Consider the following 21023-nt stretch of genomic DNA (forward strand, 5'->3'; position numbering starts at 1 on the left):
TGTACACAAGCCTTGCGGTCATGCAAGGGCGTCGCGAGGCGCCCGGTTCGAGCCTCGTTATCGTGCGGAAAAACAAACGCAACTAATTGATTGGAATGATATATTTCAAATTGGTTAAAGATTGTCCAAGGCGAACGGGGACGCGCTACGATGCGCCCTCTGTGGCTTGGTTCACCCTCTCTTCCACAGACTTATCCACAGTTGCTGTGGATAAGCAAAAAAGCTCAACAGGGGCGGCGACTTGCCGCCTAAAGTTGAGGCTTGGATCACGTTCTTCGCGCAACTGATGATTGCACAGCAAAAGCCTCGTTCTTACCCGCACCGGAAGCCGGCGTGCCCACCATTCTGCAGGTAGCGATTCCAGTGCCGCTGGCCCAGGGCTTCGACTACCTGCCGCCGGCAGGAGTCGAGGCGAGTACGGTCGCGGTCGGCACGCGTCTGGCGGTGCCGTTCGCCGGCAAGACCCGGGTCGGCGTCGTCATCGGCCACGCACGAGATTCGACCGTCGACGCACACAAGCTCAAGCCCGCGTTGCGCGTGCTCGACGCCACGCCGCTGATGTCGACCGAGCTGTCGGCAACGCTGGCGTGGGCGGCGCGCTACTACCAGCACCCCCTCGGCGAGGTATTCGAGACGGCACTGCCGGTCGGCTTGCGTACACCGAAGCCGCTGCCGTCGATCGCGTCGGGCGAGCGCGCCCTCGCGCGCACTGATGCGCAGCCGGCAAGTGTTCCACGCGCCGGTTCGCGTGCGGCAGCGCTGTTCGAACTGCTCGGCGTCGGGCCGCGCAGCTATGCGCAGCTCGATGAGCAACTGCCCGGCTGGCGCAGTGCCGCGACCGCCCTGCGCAAGCGTGGCCTGGTCGCGACGACACAGCTCGTGCTGCGCACCTTGCCGCGCGCACAAATCGCGGGGCCGCGATTGACCGAGGAGCAAGATGTTGCCGTCGCCGCGGTTGCCGCGCGTTTCGGCAACTTCGCCCCGACCCTGCTCGAAGGCATCACCGGCAGCGGCAAGACCGAGGTCTATCTCGCGCTGATCGAGCAGGTCGTAGCTCGCGGCGGGCAGGTGCTGGTGCTCGTGCCCGAGATCGGCCTGACCCCGCAGACGTTGCGCCGTTTCCGCGAACGCACCCAGGCGCGCATCGAAGTAATGCATTCGGGCCTCGCCGACGGCGAGCGCACGCGCGCCTGGCTGGCATGCGCTCGCGGCGAGGCCGATGTCGTGATCGGCACGCGCTCGGCCGTGTTCGCGCCGTTAACTCGCGCGGGACTAATCATTGTTGATGAGGAACACGACGCCTCGTACAAGCAGCAGGAAGGCTGGCGCTACTCGGCGCGCGACCTGGCGCTGGTGCGCGCGCGCGCACTCGAGGTGCCCGTCGTGCTCGGCACGGCGACGCCGTCGCTGGAAACGCTGGCCAACGTCGAAGCCGGACGCTATGCGAAATTGCATCTGGCGGCACGCCCGGGAGTCGCGCGGCTGCCGCAGTTCCGCCTCGTCGATCTGCGCGGCAAGCCGCTGCGCCATGGCCTTGCGGATGAGACGATCGCCGCGCTGCGTGCCTGCCTGCAGCGCGGCGAGCAGGCGCTCGTGTTCCGCAACCGTCGCGGCTACGCGCCCGTGTTGACCTGTCGCCAATGCGGCTGGCACGCCGCCTGCGCACGCTGCGACAAGGCTTTGACTTGGCATCGCGGCGCGGCGCGGCTGCGCTGCCACCACTGCGGCGCCGAGCAGCGCGTGCCGTCCACTTGTCCACAATGCGGCAATTTACACTTGGCGCCGCAAGGGTTGGGCACCGAACGCCTCGAAGAAGCGCTCGCGGAAATTTTTCCCGGCACGCCGCTGGTCCGCGTCGACCGCGAGACGACACGGCGCAAGAACGCGCTCGACGAATTGCTGGCCACGCTTGCGCCCGACCGTGCTGCGCTGATCGTCGGCACGCAGATGCTGGCGAAAGGCCACGACCTGCCCAACCTCACGCTGGTCGTCATCGTCAGCGTCGACGAAGGACTGTTCAGCGTCGACTTCCGCGCCGAGGAGCGTCTGGCGCAGCTCGTTGTCCAGGTTGCCGGCCGCGCGGGACGCGCGCGCAAGCCGGGGCAGGTCTGGCTGCAGACGCATCATCCGGATCATCCGCTGCTGCGCACCCTGCTCGGTCACGGTTATGCCACGGCAGCGCAGAGCCTGCTGCGCGAGCGGCGCGAGGCCGATCTGCCGCCGTACGCGCACCTCGCGCTGCTGCGTGCCGATGCGCCGCAGCAGGCCCAGGTCGACGAGTTCCTGCATGCGGCGCTCGCGCTGGCGGCACACCCCGAGGGCGTCAGCCTGCTCGGTCCGATGCCCGCGCCGATGCCGCGTCGTGCGGGGTTGCAGCGCGGCCAGTTGCTGTTGAGCGCCGACGCGCGCGCGCGCCTGCATGCCTTTCTGCCCGAGTGGATCGCCGGCGTACGCGCGCTGCGCGAAGCGCGTCGCGTACGCTGGTCGCTCGACGTCGATCCACTCGATTTGTACTGATATCGCGACGCTTTCTCGCATCCCGGCAAGCGACTACGATGCACGCATGGCAACTCATCGCATCGTCATCGTCGGCGGCGGTTTCGCCGGACTCTGGGCCACGCGTGCGCTGCGCTCGGCACCGGTCAGCATCCTGCTGATCGACCGCGCCAACCACCATCTGTTCCAGCCGCTGCTCTACCAGGTCGCCACCGCGGGCCTGTCCTCGCCCGACATCGCCGCGCCGCTGCGCCATATCCTGCGCGAGCAGAAGAACGTCGAGGTGCGTCTGGCGACGGTCGAACGCGTCGAGCCGGACGCGCGACGCGTGTGCCTCGACGATGGCGGCGTGGTCGAGTACGACACGTTGCTGTTGGCCAGCGGGGCGGCGCATGCCTACTTCGGCCACGACGACTGGGCGCCGTTCGCACCGGGCCTGAAGACGCTCGACGACGCGCTGCTGCTGCGCCGGCGTCTGCTGCTTGCGTTCGAGCACGCCGAGACGGAAACCGATCCGGCCAGACGCGAGGCGTGGTTGAGCTTCGCCATCGTCGGCGGCGGCCCGACCGGCGTAGAACTCGCCGGCACGCTCGCCGAAATCGCCCGGCACACGTTGAAACACGAGTTCCGCCACATCGACCCGGCCTCGGCGCGCGTGCGTCTGATCGAAGCCGGGCCGCGCATCCTGTCGAGCTTTCCCGAATCGCTTTCGGCGAAGGCGCGGAAGCAGCTTGAACGCCTCGGCGTCGAAGTCCTCACCGGCGCGCCGGTCGAGGCGATCGATGCGCAAGGTTATCGCTCGGGCGGCACCTTCGTGCCCGCACGCACCGTGGTCTGGGCGGCGGGCGTCGCGGCCTCGCCGCTGGCGCGCTCGCTCGGCGTCGAACTCGATCGCGCCGGACGCGTGCCCGTGCTGCCCGATCTGACCGTGCCGGGGCATCCGGAGATTTTCGTCGCCGGCGATCTCGCCACCGTCATTCAGGACGGCAAGCCCGTACCCGGCGTCGCGCCAGGAGCGAAGCAGATGGGCAGTTACGTCGCGCGGGTGATACGCGACCGCGTGGCTGGGCGCTCGCCGCCGCCGCGGTTCCGCTATCGCGACTACGGCAACCTCGCCACGATCGGACGCATGGCCGCGATTGTCGATGTGCACGGCGTGAAACTGTCCGGCGTGCTCGCCTGGTGGTTCTGGCTCGCGGCGCACGTGTTCTTCCTGATCGGTTTTCGCAACCGCCTGTCGGTGTTGATCAACTGGGCGGTGGCGTATTGGAGCTACCAGCGTGCCGCACGCATCATCATCGGCCACAAAGCGCCGGCCGACGGCAGGGACGAGATTGAAGCGGGCTGAGCCGCCGAACACGCGGGAGCGGAAAAACAAACGGCCCGGTTGCCCGGGCCGTTGCTCGATCGGAATTGCGTAATTCTCACGCTGCGAATAGCGTCCGCATCTTCTTCATCGCATTGACCTCGATCTGGCGGATGCGCTCGGCCGAAACCTTGTACTCGTCGGCCAGTTCCTGCAGCGTCGCCTTGTTGCCGTCCTTGAGCCAGCGGCGCTGGATGATGTCACGCGAGCGCGCGTCGAGCTTGGCCATGCCGTTCTTGAGTATGCCGAGATCGGACTCTTCCTGGCTCTCGCTCTCGAGCGACTGGTATGGATCGGCGTTGTCGTCGATGAGATAGGCGACCGGTGCGGGCTTGGCGTCCTCGTCTGCATCGGTGGGTGCGTCGAAAGCCATGTCGTGGCCGGACAGGCGCGCTTCCATTTCGAGCACGTCGGCGGTCGTTACGCCCAGATCCTTGGCTACGGCCTGCACTTCGGCATTGTTCATCCAGCCCAGGCGCTTCTTCGACTTGCGCAGATTGAAGAACAGCTTGCGCTGCGCCTTGGTCGTGGCGACTTTGACGATGCGCCAGTTGCGCAAAATGAACTCGTGCATCTCGGCGCGGATCCAGTGCACGGCGAACGAGACGAGGCGTACGCCCATGTCGGGGTCGAAGCGCTTGACCGCCTTCATCAGGCCGATATTGCCTTCCTGGATCAGGTCGCCGATCTGCAGGCCATAACCGGAATAGCCACGGGCCACATGGACGACGAAGCGCAGGTGCGCCATGACGAGCTGCTTGGCGGCATCGAGATCGTCATTCGCGCGAAAATTCTTGGCGAGGGTTTGTTCTTCCTCGACCGTCAGCACCGGAAAGCGGTGCACGGCGGTGATATAGGAATCCAGACTGCCGAGCGCGTTCGGAATCGGCAGATTGTTCGCAACCAGGGCTGTAGCGGTGGACATGGGCTCTCCTCAGGCGGTGCAGTTTAGCACTCGGGTTAAGAGAGTGCTAAAGCGCGTAAAAAGTTCCGTGACCGAACAGTAACATCCTTTTGTTGGACCGCATAGTACACGAATGGGGCCGGTTCAGCGTTAAAGATCCTTCATTTGAGATAACCACTGATGGAACAATGCGTTGCATCGGATGCACGGCCACAGCTGCCCGCGCGCTGCGTGGGCAGCGAGGCAGCTGAGTCCCATCTGCGGCTTCGCCGCCGCCAATTTAGTGCTGGCCGAGCACGCCGTCGCGGCGGCGTGGAATGCGCGACGGATTGGCGTCCTGCAGTTCGGACGGCAGCAATGAATCGGGCCAGCTCTGGAACGCGATCGGCGCGAGCCAACGGCGAATCGAGGTCGCGCCGACCGATGTGTGCAGCGGATTAGTGGTTGAAGGCCAAGGGCCGCCGTGCTGCATGCCCCACGCGACCGCGACGCCCGTCGGCCAGGCGTTGTAGACCACGCGGCCGGCGATGCGGCGCAGTGCGTCGGCGGCGCGCGCCGCGATGGGCGCGTCGCTGGCGGCGGCTTGCACGCTCGCAGTCAGCGAACCGGGCAGGCGCGGCAGCAGGTCGAGCACGCGTTCTACGTCGTCATAGGCGACCACGAGCCCGGCCGGGCCGAAACATTCCTCGGTGTACTTTTCCACGTCGGCCGCGAACTTGGCGAAGTCGACGCGGAACAGCTGTGGCGTTGCGCCGAACGCCGTGTCCGCGGCGGCTGCACCCTCGGCGACGCGTTCGGCGGATGCGGCGAGGGTGCTCGTGCCGGCGACATATGCATCGCGCATGCGTGCCGTGAGCATCGCGCCGCCAGTGGATTGGTCGACCGCGGCGGCCAGCGCGGCGACGAGCGGCGCGGGCGCGAAGGTCAGCCCGGGGTTGGTGCAGAACTGGCCGACGCCGAGTGTCAGCGACTGCGCGTAGCCCTGTGCGATCTCGGCGCCGCGTTCGGCTGCAGCGCCCGGCAGGATCACGGTCGGATTGATGCTGCCGAGTTCGCCATAGAACGGAATCGGTTCGGGCCGCGCACTCGCCAGGTCGAAGAGCGCGCGCCCGCCGTGCGTCGAGCCGGTGAAGCCGCCGGCTTTGATCGCCGGATTCTGGATCAGCTGCACGCCCGCATCGGTGCCGAAGACGAGCGCGAAAATGCCGTCGGGAGCACCCGCGTCCGCCAGCGCCTGGGCAACGACACGCGCGGTCGCCAGCGAGGTCTGCGGATGCGCCTGGTGAGCCTTGACCACGACGCTGCAGCCTGCGGCGAGTGCCGATGCGGTGTCGCCGCCGGCGACCGAAAACGCGAAGGGAAAGTTGCTCGCCGCGAACACGGCGACAGGGCCAAGCGGCTGCAGCATGCGGCGCAATTCCGGCCGCGGCGGCACGATGCTCGCGTCGGCGCTGTCGAGCGTCGCTTCGACATAGCTGCCCTCACGCAGCACGCCGGCGAACAGGCGCAGCTGGTTCGACGTGCGCTTGATCTCGCCATTGAGTCGCGGCAGGCCAAGCGCGGTTTCGCTGTCGGCAATTGCGGCGAGTTCGCCGGTTGCGGCATCGAGCGCCGCGGCGACCTTGTCCAGCGCGAGCGCACGTGCTTCGCGCGAAGTCACGGACCAGACCGCGAACGCCGCCTGCGCGCGAGTGCAAAGCGCTGCAACTTCGGCAGCGGTCGTCTTGGGAATCGGCTCGCCGACAGCCGCGCCCGTACGCGGATTGAACCCTTGAATACTCATTTCGACTGCCCTTTGGATTGCTCTTTGACTGCGGTGTTCCAACCCTCGCTGCACCAAGCCCCGCCGACATAGCGCATGAGCGGGCTGGCGGGGTCGGGCTCGCCTTGCTCGGCCAGCAGCTCGGCGGCGAACCGTTCGGAATCATCCTGCGGCTCGTAGCCGAGCGCGCGCGCCTCGTCGAGCGAGACCCAATGCCGGGTGTTGTTCGACGCGCCCCAAACCACGCGGTAGCCAGGCGCCGGCGCGGCGAGGCAAGCCTCGATCAATCGCGCGCCGTCGCCGGGAGACAGCCAGGTGCGCAACATGCGCGCATCCTTGGGCTTCTCGAAACACGAGCCGATGCGGATCGCGATGACATCGAGCCCGTAGCGATCTGCGTACAGGCTGCCGAGCGCCTCCATCGCGACTTTGCTCACGCCGTAGTTCGTGTCCGGACGCGGGAAGGCCCCGGCGCTGACTTCGCCGTGCTGCGTGCTGGTATAGCCGATGGCGTGATTCGAACTCGCCAGAATGACGCGCTTCACGCCGGCGCGCCGCGCCGCTTCGAGGGTGACGTAGGTGCCGTGAATGTTGACGTCGAGAATCGGCGCCCATTCGTGTTCGATCGACAACCCGCCGAGATGCACGATCGCATCGACATTGGTGCACGCGGCCTGCATCGCCGCCATGTCAGTGATCGAAGCGCGGACGATCTCCGCGCCATCGTTGTTTGCGGGAACGTCCGCGATATCCAACAGGCGCAGAATGCGCCCTGCGCGCGCCAGGTGTGGTCGCAGCAGAGTGGCCATGCCGCCGGCCGCGCCGGTGATCAGAATACGTTGCATAGAGGTCGGTGGTCTCAGAATTCGATTTTGTGGTCCTGTGGCACGGGTATGCCGGCCCAGGCTTTCTTCGCGGTCCAGTCGGTTGCCGGGGCGGTCCAAAAGGCGTGCGTTGCCGGCAGTCCCAGCGCCAGGAACGACAGCGTCGCCATGTACAGGCTGCCGGTAGAGGTGTAGATGTTTGCGATGTCGGGCTGATGGTTGGCAAAGCCCAATTGCAACCAGCCGTTCGCATCGAACACGCCTGCGCTCGAGTACATCCTGTTGTGCACGGTGCCGAGGGCACTGCGCACCTGCGCGGGCGCGATGCCTTCGGGAAGATCGTCGGCCAGCGCCAACTGCGCCAGCGCCTGGAAGGCCGCCGTGCGGTAGGTGATCGAACGCCCGATCGGTGGGTAGGTGCCCTCGGGCGAAATCATCCGCTCGAGGATCGCGCCGAAGCGGCGCATGCGCTTGCGCGCGAGCTCGTAGCGTGCGCTCATGGCTTCGTCCTTGCCCTGCGCGCTGTGCACGCGCAGCAGGTCGACGAGCATCGGGTGGATCACGTACGAGTTGTAGTAGTCGAACGCGAACTCCGGCCCGTCCTTGTACCAGCCGTCGCCGGCGTACCAGTCCTCGATCTTGTGGAGGGCGTAGTCGACGCGCATCGGGTCCCACGCCTCGCCGATCGAGCGCAGGAACGTCTCGCTCATCGCCGCGAACAGCAGCCAGTTGTTGTACGCCGTCTTGCGGTCGCGCAGCGACTGGAACGCGGCAATCACACCGCGCTTGGTTTTCGCATCGAGTGGTTCCCACAACGCCTTTGGCGCGCGCAGGAATGCGTGTGCGAGATAGGCCGCATCGACGATGGGCTGCTGGCCTGCGCTGAAATTGAGGCGATCCGGGCTCTTCGGATCGACGGCATGCGTCAGCCCGCGCAAGGCATCTTCGCGAAGATCATGCCGCAGCCGCCCTTCGCTCGATGTGTCGTCGGGCAGGCTGAGCCATGGCGCGACGCCGGACAGGGTGCGACCCGCGGCCTCGACGTAGGTCGCGTCCGGGTGCAGGTCGTAGCCCGGGCCGCGCTCGAACGGCATGTTCCGGCGCAGCGTGCCGTTGGCCAGATTCGACAACACGGGTCGGGCGATGCGATGCAACCAGCTTACCCATTCGCCGCGCTCGTCCGTTGCGAGTGGCGACGCAGACTTTTCTGCGCTGGCGTCATTTGCCTGCAGCGCCAGAGCGCCGCCGGCAGCGGATAGGGTCACGAGAAAATCGCGTCGTTCCACGAGTCAGCCTAGGTTGGAGTGAGGCAGGGAATCGCTGATTGCGCGCGCGGCTTCGAAAAGACCCTGGATCACTTCCTTCTCGTGCTTCTTGTCCAGACGCGCCAGCGGTACGGAACAGCTGATCGCATCCACCGCCGGTGAGCGATAGGGCAGGGCGACAGCGAAACAGCACAGGCCAGGAGTGTTTTCCTCGCGCTCGAAGGCGTAGCCGAGCGCGCGGAATTCGTCGAGTTGTTTGTGCAGCGCGCGGCGGTCGTGCACGGTGTTGGGGGTCAGCTGCACGAGCTTCGCCGGCAGCAGCGCATCGACGTCGGCATCGGTACGCGTCGCCAGCAGCGACTTGCCTAGCGAGGTGGCGTGCGCGGGCACGCGCCGGCCGACACGCGAAATCACACGCAGATGATGCTGCGATTCGCGGCTGGCGAGGTAGACGACATCGCTGCCGTCGAGGCGCGCCAGGTGCACCGTCTCGTTGATTTGACCGCGCAACTCGGTGATCACCGGCGCCGCGGCCTGCACGACGCGGTCGTGATCCAGATACGAGGTGCCCACGAGAAGCGCGCGCACGCCAATGCCGTACGTGCCCAGGCGTGCGTCGCTGTGCAGCCAGCCACGCGCGACCAGCGTCTGCAGCAGCATGTACAGGCTCGACTTGGGCACGCCCATCGCCTGTTGAAGTTCGGTCAAGGTCATGGCGTGCGGACTGTTCGCCAATGCCTCGAGCAATACGATCGTGCGATCCGCGGATTTCACCGCGCTCGCGGACGCCTTCGCTGCGCTCTCTTTCGGTGCGGAGGTGCGGACTGGAGTGCTGGGTTTGTTCTTCATACGTGGCCCGTTTTTCGATTCGGATTCGCTGGCCGATTGAGCCCACCCGCCGTGCATTCTCGCGGGCGCGTGGCGCGCTTGCCGTTGTTCTCAAATTTCCACGGACAGGACTTTAATTCACATATATGATCGCCGCAACACTTGACAGAACAATTTCTCGTAGTGTTATATATCCATGAAGTTAGTTCGCATATATGAACCACGGGAGGAAATCATGACTTTGATCGCTACTACTGGCCGGGCTCCGTTGCGCCTGGCTTTGGCCGCCGCCGTAGTTGCCGCCCTTTACGGCGCACCCTCGGCTTTTGCCTCCACATCGGATTTCGTCGACAACGCCACCGCCGCGCCGAGCGCGGCAGCAGACAGCCCGACCGAGCAGCAACCGGCGAAGCTGGAAGCGATGGTGGTTACCGCGAACAAGCGCATCGAGAAGCTCGAAAACGTGCCGATGTCGATTTCGGTGATGACCGATGCGCAACTGCAGCGCAACAATGTGCGCGAGCTGGCCGACGTGATCAACCTGGTCCCGTCACTGACGATGTCTTACAGCACGACGCCGGACAACTTCGGTATCAACATGCGCGGCATCGGCACCGCGTCGATCGGCATCGCGGTGGAATCCGATGTCGCGGTAATCATCGACGACATTCCCTACGGCGCGCAGTACCAGGCATTCACCGACCTCGCCGACGTCAGCCGTATCGAAGTCCTGAAAGGCCCGCAGAGCACGCTGTTCGGCAAGAGCGCGGTCGCCGGCGCGATCAACATCACGACCAAGCCGACCGGCGGCCCGGCCGGAGGCAGCGCCAGCCTGCTCTACACGAGCGATCGCGAATGGCGCGTACGCGCCTCGGTCGACGCGTCCTCGGACAAATTTGCGTTCCGTATCGCAGCTAGCGATACGCGCTTCCCGGGCAATGTGGAGAATCTCACCAATGGCCAGCAGGTCAACGGCACCGGCGGCAAGACCCTGCTCGGCAAGTTCACCTGGCATGCGCTCGACAATCTCGATTTCGAATTCTCGCCGCACTACAACAAGGAAAACGACAGCTGCTGCGTTGCGGTGACCACGTCCATCAAGCCGTTGCAGGGCGCATTGTTGAACAACATTGCGCAGTTGCCGCTGAGCACGCTCTACGCGGGGATTCCAATCGGGACGGACAACCACAAGATTCGCAACGATTTCCCGACGAGCCTGGAGTCCACCGATAAGGGCGGCGGCTTGCGCGGCATCTACACGTTTGCGAACGGCGCCACGCTGACGGGCATTTCTTCGTTCGACAAATACTTCGCCCGCGACTATCGCGACCAGGATTTCGTCGACGCGCCAACGTTGCTCTATTACCCGCTGGCCAACGGCCAACCGGCGGGCGTCGACGACGGTTATATCCAATACGGCATCCATCGCGTCGTGACCCATACCGACGAATTGCGCCTGACCTCGCCGGACGACAGCACGGTCAAGTATGTCGCCGGCCTCTGGTACGGCAAGAACAGCATCGATCGCAACATCATTCGCGGCTACCCTGGCGTGGCGCTGACCGCGCCGGTGCAATATCTCGCCTCGACCTACAACCAGAACTATGCCGTGTTCGGCCAGGCGAGCTGGGAATTCCAGCCGAGCTGGACCGTGCTTGGCGGCCTGCGCCTCAACCGCGAGGTCATCGGCTACAGCTATCTGCGCGGCTTGCCGCCCGCGTCCACCAGTCGGCCGGACCCGGGCGTGGATTTTCATCCGACGATCGGTTTCTCGCGCGACGGCGATGCCGACAATGCCGTCACCGGCCGCGTGAGCTTGCAGCATCAGTTCAACGAAGACTTGATGGCGTATGCGACGTACTCGACCGGCTACAAAGGGCAGGCCTACGATCTGACCAGCGGTCTGTCAGCCGTCGTTGCTGCGCAGTTTCCGGTCAAGCCGGAAACTTCCAGGTCGTACGAGTTCGGCGTCAAGGACAATTTCTTCGATGGCCGCGCCACGCTCAATGTCGCGCTGTTCAACTCGCGCTTCAGCGATTACCAGCAGAGCTCCGGCGTGGTCATTCCGGGCACGGCGACGTTCGTCACGACGCTGTTCAGCGTACCGTACGTGCAGACGCGCGGCGTGGAAGCGGATCTGTCGATCCTTCCGGCCGAGCACCTGCTGCTCAACGCGGCGATCGCCTATACCGATGCCACCATCGGCCCGTTCGTCAACGGCCCGTGCTACGGCGTGCCGAACAAGACGACGAATTCGGGCTTCAACGATTCGTGCGTGGTGAAGAACCCGGCCTTCGGTGGCGCGAACACGCAGGACCTCACCGGCGCGACGATGCCGAACGCACCGAAGATCCGCCTCAACGTCGGTGGCCAATACGACATCCCGCTGCCGGATCGCCCGTTCGACGCCTTCGTCACCGCGAACACGCGCTATCAGTCGGCGCTGAACCTGAGCCTGTCCCAGGATCCGGGAGCGCACGTGCCGGGCTTCAGCATCACCAATCTCGGCTTCGGCGTGCGCGACCATTCCGGCAAGATCAAGCTGACTGCGTTCGTCGACAACGTGTTCAACAAGCACTATTCGCTCGCCAACGTAGGTGTCACCGGGACGTATTCATCGAAGGCGCCGAATCCGGTCGTCCCGGTGGTGGCGTCGACCTGGACGCCCGCGCGCGATGCGTTCCGCTACTACGGCCTGCGTCTCGACTGGGACTTCCATTGAGAAACCGTCGCGGATCATGGAGTCGCTTGCAGGCGGTCGAGGAATCGATCGATCCCACGACGACGATTCGATCAACTTTCCATTGCGGCATTACGACATGAAAAAAAATTCCCCTTCGAATCTCTCCGGCGTGCTGTTCTTCCCGATCACGCCCTTTGCAGCCAACGGTGATGTGAACGACGCCGCGCTGGCCGAGCATGTCCAGCGCGGCGTCGCCCAGGGACCGGGTGCGGTGTTCGCCGCCTGCGGCACCGGCGAGTTCAACGCACTCGAGGTCGGCGAGTTCGAGACGGTGGTGCGCGTCGCGGTTGAGGCGACTGCCGGTCGCGTGCCGGTGTTCGCCGGTTGCGGCGGTTCGCTGCCGCAGGCTAAGCAATTTGCGGCGGCGGCAAAGCGCGCCGGCGCGCAGGGGTTGCTGTTGCTGCCCCCGTATCTCGTCAGCTGCCCGCCCGAGGGCGTAGCAAACTACGTCGAGCAATTGGCCGCGTCGACCTCGCTGCCGCTGATCGTCTATCAGCGCAACAACGCCGTATTTACTCCCCCGACAGCGACGCGCGTGGCGCGACTGCCGAACGTGATCGGTTTCAAGGATGGCCTCGGCAACCTCGACGCAATGCAGCGCATCGTGCTCGCGGTGCGCAGCGGGATCGGCAACAAGCCGTTCCAATTCTTCAACGGTATGCCGACTGCCGAAATGGTGCAGCCGGCCTATCGCGCGATCGGCGTGCCGCTGTATTCCTCGGCCGTGTTCTGCTTCGCGCCGGAGATTGCACTGGGCTTCTATGGCGCGCTGGAACGCAACGACACGGCGCGCGTTGAGGCGTTGTTGCAGAATTTCTATGCGCCGCTCGTGGAGTTGCGCAACGAAGTACCCGGTTACGCCGTGTCGCTGGTCAAAGCCGCGGTGAGATTGAACGGTATCGCGGCGGGACCGGTGCGTGCACCGTTGGTCGAACCGACGCCGAAGCATCTCGAGCAGCTCGAGCGGATCATCGCCGCGGGGCGTGCGCTTGCCGGTCCGAAGTCGGCGGCGGCCTGAAGAAGTAGGCGGGTATTCATCGGCTCGAGGAATGTCGATGTTGCCCATCCGGTTCGATCGTCCGCACAACTTGCACCGTTAGCCAAACATGGCCCAGCTCGCGATCGCGCATATGTACGTGTGGGACCTGATCGGCGATCCCGATGCCGCGCCGCGCGTGCGCGATCTCGGCATCGGCGCGGTCGCGCTCGCGGTGGCATATCACTCGGTGCGTGCGGCGACACCATTGCATCCACAGCACCGCGTCGTCGATGCCGCGCATGCGGCGTTGTACTTGCCGGTGCGCAAGGAGACCTGGCGCAATCGCGCGTTGCAACCGACAGCCCCGGCCTGGCTTTCGACGCGAAACTCTTTTGGCCTTGCTGCGCGCGAATTGCAAAATGTCGGGTTGCCGGTTTACGCCTGGGCTGCACTGACGCACTCCAGCCGGCTCGGTCACATGGCGCCGCACCTCACGGTGCGCAACGCAATGGGTGACCGCTACGCCTACGCGCTCTGTCCGGCGCACGCCGAGGTCGTCAACTATTGCGTGACCCTGGTGCGCGAGATCGTACAGCTGGCGCAACCGCAGGGTTTGGTCCTCGAGGCGGTGGGTCCATTCGGCTTCGAGCACGGTGGTCATCACGAAAAAACCGCAGGCGCCGACTACAACGATGCGCAAAAGCAGCTTTTGTCGTTGTGCTTTTGCGTCGCTTGCGAGACGCGCTACGCCTGCGCCGGCATTGATGCCGAGAATCTGCGTTCGGCCGTGCGAGCGGGCGTCGACGCCGCTGCCGTGTCGATCGAAGCCGCGCTCGGCGAGAAGCTCGCCGATCAACTGGCGAAGGTGCGTGGTGCGATTGCGCGCGAACTGCGCCAGCGGGTGATCGATGCGGCGCGCGCGTTGTCACCGTCCCTGGATATCGCGCTGCACGCGAGTGCGGACCGCTGGTCGACCGGGCCTTTCGCCTCAGTTGCTGGAGGCGTGGATGCGGACGCCAGCACGCTGGTCGCGAATTGTTGGCCGGAATCGTACCTAGCGTTGGCGAACATCGCCGGCTTGAACCAATGGCGTCAGGAGCGCAGGCTAGCCGCGTACGTGCTCGCGTTGCCGCCGAAGGCGTGCGACGCGCAGGCATTGCGCGCCGAACTCGACGCCTACGCCGCGGCTGGCGTCGACGAGTTTCATTTCCATCACGCCGGGCTCGCCTCGCGCGCGCGGCTCGATGCGATCGGCGCCGCATTGCAGAGGGGAAGAACGTAATGTCGCTGGCCTCGTCGCAAACCGCCATTGTTGTCGCACGTGTCGGCCGCTATCGCTGGGCGATCTGTGCACTGCTGCTCGCGGCCACCACGATCAACTACATGGACCGGCAGCTGATCGGCATCCTCAAGCCGCTGTTGCAGGGCGAGCTCGGCTGGAGCGAAACCGATTACGGCCACATCGTATTGGCATTCCAGGCCGCCTATGCGATCGGGCTGCTGCTCACCGGAGGCATCGTCGACCGGATCGGCACGCATCGCGGGTTTTCGATCGCGATCGCGCTGTGGAGTCTCGCGGCGATGGCGCACGCGTTGACGCGCAGCCTGTCCGGGTTCATCACCGCGCGGTTTGCGCTCGGTCTGGGCGAGTCGGCCCATTTTCCGGTGGCGATCAAAACCGTGGCCGAGTGGTTTCCGAAAAGTGAGCGCGCGCTCGCCACCGGCATATTCAATGCCGGCGCCACGCTCGGCGCATTGGTGACGCCGCTGCTCGTGCCGCTGGTCGTCGCCGCGTTCGGCTGGCAAGCCGCGTTCGTCGTCGTCGGTGCGCTCGGATTTGTCTGGCTGGCGTTTTGGCTCGCCTTGCATGCGTCGCCGTGGCAGAGTCGACATGTCACGCGTGCGGAACTCGACTACATCGCCAACGAGCCCGAAACGGCGAGCCCGGGCGCACGCGTGCGCTGGCGCGACCTGCTGCGCTACCGCGAAACCTGGGCGTTCGCGATCGCCAAATTCCTGACCGATCCGATCTGGTGGCTGTATCTGTTCTGGCTGCCGGATTTCTTTGCGCGCAGTTTCAAGATCGACTTGAAAGGCCTCAGTGTGCCGACCGCAGCGGTGTATCTCGCCGCAGGCACGGGCAGCATCGTCGGCGGCGCGATTTCCTCCTGGCTGATACGGCGCGGCATGCCGGCGAACCGCGCGCGCAAGATCGCCATGCTGGCGTGCGCGCTGGCGGTGACGCCGGTCTGGTTCGCGCCGAGCGTCGCGAATATCTGGACCGCGGTGGCGATGATCGGCCTGGCCGCCGCCGCCCATCAGGGCTGGTCGGCCAACCTGTTCACCACGGTGTCCGACCGATTCCCGCAGCGCATGGTCAGTTCGGTGTGCGGCTTGGGCGGCATGTTCGGTGCGGTGGGCGGCATGCTCATCGCCTGGATCACGGCGAATCTTTTGCAGTGGAGCGGCAGCTATGTGCCGGTGTTCGCTTTGGCTGGCGGCGCTTATCTCGTTGCGTTGGCGCTGTTCCATGTGCTCGCGCCGACGCGGTCAGCAACGGTGGCAGCGGCGATCTGAAATGCACAACGAAGAAGCAAAGCGGGTTTCCAGCTGAATTCGTGAGTCGAGGAACACACATGAAATTGATTGTTTCGATCTGCTGGCTTTCATTCGCGCTGCTGTTGCCGTACCGCGTGGCGGACGCGCGCTTGAGTGCGAATGAAGTACGCGCGGTGATGCAGCGCTCCGCCGATTGGCAGCTCGCCAATCCGCTGCCGATCGAGACGACCGACTGGCAGATCGCGCCGTTGTACGACGGCTTGTTGCGCATGGGCTTCGCCACGGGCGATGCGCGCTATGTTGCTGCCGTGCTGCGCTTCGGCGGCCAGTCGGGTTGGTCGCCGGGCTGGGACACGTATCACGCTGACGACTGGGCGGTCGGGCATGCCTGGCTGGATCTCTACGCGCTCGATCATGTGCATGCCGAGCGCTTGGATACGCTGCGTTCGCGCCTCGACAAGGCAGTGAACCACCCTATCGATGAAGTGCTCGATCGGCGCGCGAAGCCGAAGACCGCCGGAGTCAATGTCACTGATCGCTGGACCTGGTGCGATGCGCTGTACATGGCACCGCCGACGCTGGTGCGCTTGTACCGCGCGACCGGCGATAAAAAGTATCTCGACTACCTCGATCGCGAATACCGCCAGACCTACGATCAGCTCTATGACCGCGAGGCGAAGCTGTTCTATCGCGATGGAAATTACATCGGCCGCAAGACACCGCATGGCAAGAAGACGTTCTGGAGTCGCGGCAACGGCTGGGTTTACGGCGGGCTTGCATTGCTGCTCGAGCAACTGCCGCAGGAGCATCCGACACGCGCGTTCTACGAGCAGTTGTTCCGCGAGATGACGACCGCGGTGATCGCCGCGCAGCAGGCCGACGGCCTCTGGCGTCCGAGCCTCGCCGATCCGGATCAGGTGACCGTCGGCGAAACCAGCGGCAGCGCGTTCTTCGTGTTCGGCCTCGCCTGGGGCGTCAATCACGGCCTGCTCGATCGCGCGCAGTACTGGCCGGCGGTCGAACGCGGCTGGCACGGGCTGACGACGCGGATCAAACCGGACGGCTACGTCGGCTACGTGCAGCGTGTCGGCGAGGCGCCGGAAAGTCTCGATGCGAATTCGCGCCAACTTTACGGCACCGGCGCGGTACTGCTCGCCGGCAGCGAGATTCTGCGCGCGCTCGGCGTCGCCAGCAAAACCGCACCCGAGAAAATTCTTGCCGTGGCGCAAGCGCAGATCGACGTCGACCGCACACCGCGCGCCTACGCACGTCTCGTGCCCGAGCGCGCGGACGATCTCGCCTGGGAAAACGATCGCGTTGCGTTCCGCATCTACGGTCCCGAATCACGCCCCGGTCCGGAGGACAGCGGCATCGACGTCTGGTTCAAGCGCGTCGCCTGGCCGGTGGTCGATCACTGGTACCGCGAGGATCACCTGCACCACGTGAGCTACCACGAGGATCACGGCGAGGGCTACGACGGCTACCACGTCGGCGACACGCGCGGCGACGGTGGCCTCGGTCTGTGGCGCGATGGCAAGCTCGTCACCTCGGACACCTACGTGCGCGCCGCGGTGCTCTGGACACGTCCGGAGGTGGCCGAGTTCACCGCCGACTACGAGTACCCACCGGTGGCCGGGCGCAAGAACATCCACGAAACGCGCACGATCCGGCTACGCCTCGGCGAACAACTGAACGAAATCAGCTCGCGCTTCACCATCGACGGCGTGCCGCTCGCCGGGCTGGATCTCGCGGTCGGACTCAACACACAGCATGCCGGCGCAGAGATGGCGTTTCAGCCCGACGCCGGCTGGATGAGCGTGTGGGAAACGGTCGACGGCAATGGCCTCGGCACGGCAGCGTTGTTCGCTGCCGGCACGGTGCGCGAGATGAAGCGCATGCCGCACGACAGCGGCCACGAGCACGCCATCGCGCTCGTGCGCACTGATCAAGACGGAACCATCCGCTATCGCGCCGGCTTCGGCTGGACCGGCGCGGGAAAGATCGCAAACAAGGAAGCCTGGGCGAAGTACATAGAGACGCATTCAAAGAATTCGCCGGAAAAGACCCACTGAGGCGTCCGGTGCCATCTGCTCATTTCATTCGGGAGGATGAACATGACGAGGTTGTTGCGTTGTTTGGCTTGTTTGGTGCTGTCGTTGCAGTGTGCGTGCGCGAGTGCGGACAACTACGATCAAATCCGTACGAATTGGAACGGCATCCTGGTCGGTGCTGCGAACGACATGAACGATCCCGACATCGCCGCGTCGGTGAATTACAACGCCGCGCAGGCGAGCGGCTATCTCTCTTCGATGAATCTGCAGGCGGGCCGCACCTATCTCTGGAGTGATCTTGCGGATTTCACGCATTCCGCGACCGTCACCGGCAACTACGCGCGATTGAAGATTCTCGCGTCGGCGTGGGCCCAGCCGGGTGGCTCGCTGCAAGGCGACGCATCGTTGCTGCAGGCGGTCGTCGGCGGGCTCGATTGGATGTACGCCAATCATTACAACGCAAGCACGGCCGAATTCGACAACTGGTGGGACTGGCAGATCGGCGCGCCGCAGGCGCTCGGCAAAGCCGCTCTGCTGATCTACCCGCAGCTGACGGCAACGCAGATCGCCAACTACACCGGTGCGATGAACCACTTCGTGCCCGATCCGACGCAGTCGCTCAAGCCTGGCTTGAGCATGACCGGCGCGAATCTCGCCGACCAGGACCAGGTCGTGCTGCTCAGCGGCGTCCTTGCCAAGGACGCCGCCAAGGTCGCGCTCGCGCGCGACGATCTCAGCGGCGTGTTCCCCTACGTCACCAGCAGCGACGGTTTTTACGTCGACGGATCGTTCATCCAGCACGGCAATGTCGCCTACACCGGCAGCTACGGCGCGGTCTTGCTTGGCGACGTCGCCTTGATGTTGAACTTGTTCAACAACTCAGCGTGGCCGGTGACCGATCCGAATCAAAACAACGTGTGGAGCTGGGTGTCGCAGTCGTACGCGCCGCTGCTCTACAACGGGGCGATGATGGACATGGTGATGGGGCGCGGGATCTCGCGTTGCACGAGCTGGGACCACGCCAACGGTCGCGGCGTGATCGTGTCGCTGTTGCGCCTTTCCTACGGTGCGCCGGCGGCGCAGCAGTCCTACATCCAAAGCCTGGTCAAGGGTCAGGTGACGCGCGATGCGAGCTTCGGCAATTACACCAATTCCTGCTCGGGAATCACCGTCAACTACAACAGCTACTATGCCGGCGGCCTGCCGCCCTACGACATCGCGAATTTGAAGTCGCTCGTCGCGAACAACACGGTCCCGGCTGCGGCGCCGCAGACCGCGAGCTACAACTTTGCCTCGATGCAGCGCGTCGTGCATCTGCGCCCGGGGTTCGCCGTCGGCTTGAGCCTGTTCTCGCCGAAGATCACCGCCTACGAGAGCGGCAACGGAGAAAACCTCAAACCTTGGTACACCGGTACCGGTATGACCTACCTCTACAACGCCGACCAGACCCAGTACGACGACGACTACTGGCCCACCGTCAATCCGTTGCGGCTAGCGGGCACGACGACGGATGGTGCGACGGCAACGCTCAAGACCTGGACGCTCCTGGCGAATCCGGACAACTGGGTCGGCGCATCGGTGTTGAACGGCATCTACACCAGTGCTGGCATGCAGTTCTCGATGTCGAACGACACCGGCAGTTCGCTTGCCGGAAAGAAATCGTGGTTCCTGTTCGACAACAAGATGGTTGCGCTCGGGACTGGCATCAGCAGCACCAGCACCGGCGCGGTCGAGACGATCGTCGACAACCGTCGCATCGACGCCGCTGGCGACAATGCGCTCATCGTCAACGGCACCGCACAACCGACCTCGCTCGGCACCGCGTCGACGCTGGCCAATGTGAGCTGGGCCTGGCTCGACGGCAACGCCGCGGGTTCCGGCGTCGGTTATTACTTTCCGACGCCGGTCAGTGTCAACGCCTTGCGCGAGAACCGCATCGGCACCTGGAACGCGATCAATACCGGCGGCCAGACGACACCGCAGTCGACGAACAACTTCCTCAGCTTGGCCCTTGCGCATGGCACGCAACCGAGCGGCGCCAGCTATGCCTATGTGGTATTGCCCAATCAGACGTCGAGCTCGATGGCCAGTTACGCGGCCAGTCCGGACATCGTGGTGCTCGCCAACACGACATCGGCGCAGGCCGTGATCGACAAGAGCATCAACGTGGTCGGCGCCAACTTCTGGGGCAACAGCTCGACCACCGTCAACGACGCGAACGGGTTTGCCTATCTCACCAGCGCACAGCAGGCCTCGGTCACAACGCAGCAGAACGGTACCGAGCTCGACGTGGCGGTGGCCGACCCGACCCAGGCCAATACCGGCTCGATCGCGATCACGATCAATCGCACGGCGAGCAGCGTGATGTCGTCCGATCCGCAGGTCAGCGTGACCCAGCTGAGTCCGACTATCCAGTTCAGCGTCAACGTCAACGGCTCGGTCGGCAAGAGTTATTCGGTCAAATTCAATCTGAATCCGACCAATTCGCTCACGCTTGACACAGTCGCTGATGCCTATGTCCGCGACGGCACCTACGCGAACACGAATTACGGCAGCACGATCGACATGCCGATCAAGAACGACGCGGTCGGGTATGCGCGCAAGGCATTTCTGCGCTTCAGTGTCGCCGGCGTCGGTCTGCCCATCACCGCAGCACGAGTGGTCCTGACACCCTCCAGCGAAGGCCAGTCCGGCTTCACCAATCAGGCCTTCCTTGTCGCCAACGACACCTGGGGCGAGAGCGCGATCACCTGGAATACCGCACCGGCGATCAGCACCACGCTGCTCGGCAGCTGGAGCGTGCCGGCAATCGGCACGCCGATTTCTTTCGATGTCACGGCTCAGGCGCAGAGCGCGCTCGCGAGCGACAAGTTTTTGTCGATCGCGATCAGTTCGCCGACCAATGTCGGCAGCAACGGCTGGGTGAACTACGCCTCGAAGGAAAATACCAACGCCACTTATCGACCTGTCCTGGTCGTGACCACGAGCAACTGATCCGCGTCCAGAAAAACCGAATCAATTTGCGCGAGTTTGTTCTGCGCCCTCCAACCCTTTCGCACCCCTGTCGAAAGGGTTTTTTTTTGCCCGACAACATTCCGACGGAACAATGAATTGCTTGGCGTGCGGCATCTTCCGCGGCCGCTGGTGAAGTCGACCTAGGGCGCCGCCGGCGAGCCCATGCCGCGCTCGACAAAGAGCAGGCTGGCCAACGACAAATGCGCATCGGGTAAAAAAATCGCCGATTTC

The 21023-nt window shown here is 64.7% G+C and carries 13 protein-coding genes; 8 read left to right on the forward strand and 5 right to left on the reverse strand.

Annotation, left to right across the window (positions count from 1 at the left end):
* Positions 1-333: 333 nt before the first annotated feature.
* Both F455_RS0106065 and F455_RS19960 read left to right on the forward strand, forming a co-directional pair.
* On the forward strand, positions 334-2517 hold the full coding sequence (locus F455_RS0106065; RefSeq protein WP_026293123.1) for a primosomal protein N': 2184 nt from the start codon (positions 334-336) through the stop codon (positions 2515-2517).
* Positions 2518-2563: 46 nt separating this feature from the next.
* On the forward strand, positions 2564-3844 hold the full coding sequence (locus F455_RS19960; RefSeq protein WP_018972386.1) for an NAD(P)/FAD-dependent oxidoreductase: 1281 nt from the start codon (positions 2564-2566) through the stop codon (positions 3842-3844).
* 76 nt (positions 3845-3920) lie between these two features.
* Here the strand turns inward: F455_RS19960 and rpoH are convergent, their stop codons facing one another.
* The 5 genes from rpoH to F455_RS0106095 form a co-directional block, all read right to left on the reverse strand.
* Positions 3921-4787, reverse strand: a complete 867-nt coding sequence (gene rpoH, locus F455_RS0106075) for an RNA polymerase sigma factor RpoH (RefSeq protein WP_018972387.1) — start codon at positions 4785-4787, stop codon at positions 3921-3923.
* Between the two features lie 259 nt (positions 4788-5046).
* Positions 5047-6549: an aldehyde dehydrogenase (NADP(+)) gene (locus F455_RS0106080; RefSeq protein ID WP_018972388.1), complete on the reverse strand. Its 1503-nt coding sequence runs from the start codon at positions 6547-6549 to the stop codon at positions 5047-5049.
* Positions 6546-7472 (reverse strand): NAD-dependent epimerase/dehydratase family protein, encoded by a 927-nt coding sequence (locus F455_RS0106085; protein WP_245539944.1) that lies wholly within the window; start codon positions 7470-7472, stop codon positions 6546-6548. The genes F455_RS0106080 and F455_RS0106085 overlap by 4 nt, the downstream gene beginning before the upstream one ends.
* Positions 7388-8638 carry a DUF2264 domain-containing protein gene (locus F455_RS0106090; protein WP_018972390.1) on the reverse strand — a complete coding sequence of 417 codons (1251 nt, stop codon included), beginning with the start codon at positions 8636-8638 and terminating at the stop codon, positions 7388-7390. The genes F455_RS0106085 and F455_RS0106090 overlap by 85 nt, the downstream gene beginning before the upstream one ends.
* Before the next feature lie 3 nt (positions 8639-8641).
* Positions 8642-9466, reverse strand: coding sequence for an IclR family transcriptional regulator (locus tag F455_RS0106095; protein ID WP_083918800.1), 825 nt, complete (start codon positions 9464-9466; stop codon positions 8642-8644).
* 214 nt (positions 9467-9680) lie between these two features.
* Between F455_RS0106095 and F455_RS0106105 the strand changes: the two genes are divergently transcribed.
* From F455_RS0106105 to F455_RS19975, 6 genes are all read left to right on the forward strand, one after another.
* Entirely contained in the window at positions 9681-12167 is a 2487-nt protein-coding gene (locus F455_RS0106105) for a TonB-dependent receptor (RefSeq protein WP_026293124.1), read from the forward strand.
* 97 nt (positions 12168-12264) lie between these two features.
* Positions 12265-13206, forward strand: coding sequence for a 5-dehydro-4-deoxyglucarate dehydratase (locus F455_RS0106110; RefSeq protein WP_026293125.1), 942 nt, complete (start codon positions 12265-12267; stop codon positions 13204-13206).
* A gap of 88 nt (positions 13207-13294) precedes the next feature.
* A complete protein-coding gene (locus F455_RS23335; RefSeq protein ID WP_018972395.1) occupies positions 13295-14449 on the forward strand; it encodes a hypothetical protein in 1155 nt (384 codons plus the stop codon).
* Positions 14449-15744, forward strand: a complete 1296-nt coding sequence (locus F455_RS19965; RefSeq protein WP_018972396.1) for an MFS transporter — start codon at positions 14449-14451, stop codon at positions 15742-15744. The genes F455_RS23335 and F455_RS19965 overlap by 1 nt, the downstream gene beginning before the upstream one ends.
* Positions 15745-15803: 59 nt before the next feature.
* Complete coding sequence (locus F455_RS21900; protein ID WP_018972397.1) at positions 15804-17798, forward strand: glycoside hydrolase family 88 protein; 1995 nt, start codon at positions 15804-15806, stop codon at positions 17796-17798.
* A gap of 42 nt (positions 17799-17840) precedes the next feature.
* Entirely contained in the window at positions 17841-20771 is a 2931-nt protein-coding gene (locus F455_RS19975) for a polysaccharide lyase family 8 super-sandwich domain-containing protein (protein ID WP_169337298.1), read from the forward strand.
* The last annotated feature ends 252 nt before the right edge of the window (positions 20772-21023 follow it).

This window comes from Rudaea cellulosilytica DSM 22992, assembly GCF_000378125.1.
In the GTDB taxonomy this organism is placed as follows: domain Bacteria; phylum Pseudomonadota; class Gammaproteobacteria; order Xanthomonadales; family Rhodanobacteraceae; genus Rudaea; species Rudaea cellulosilytica.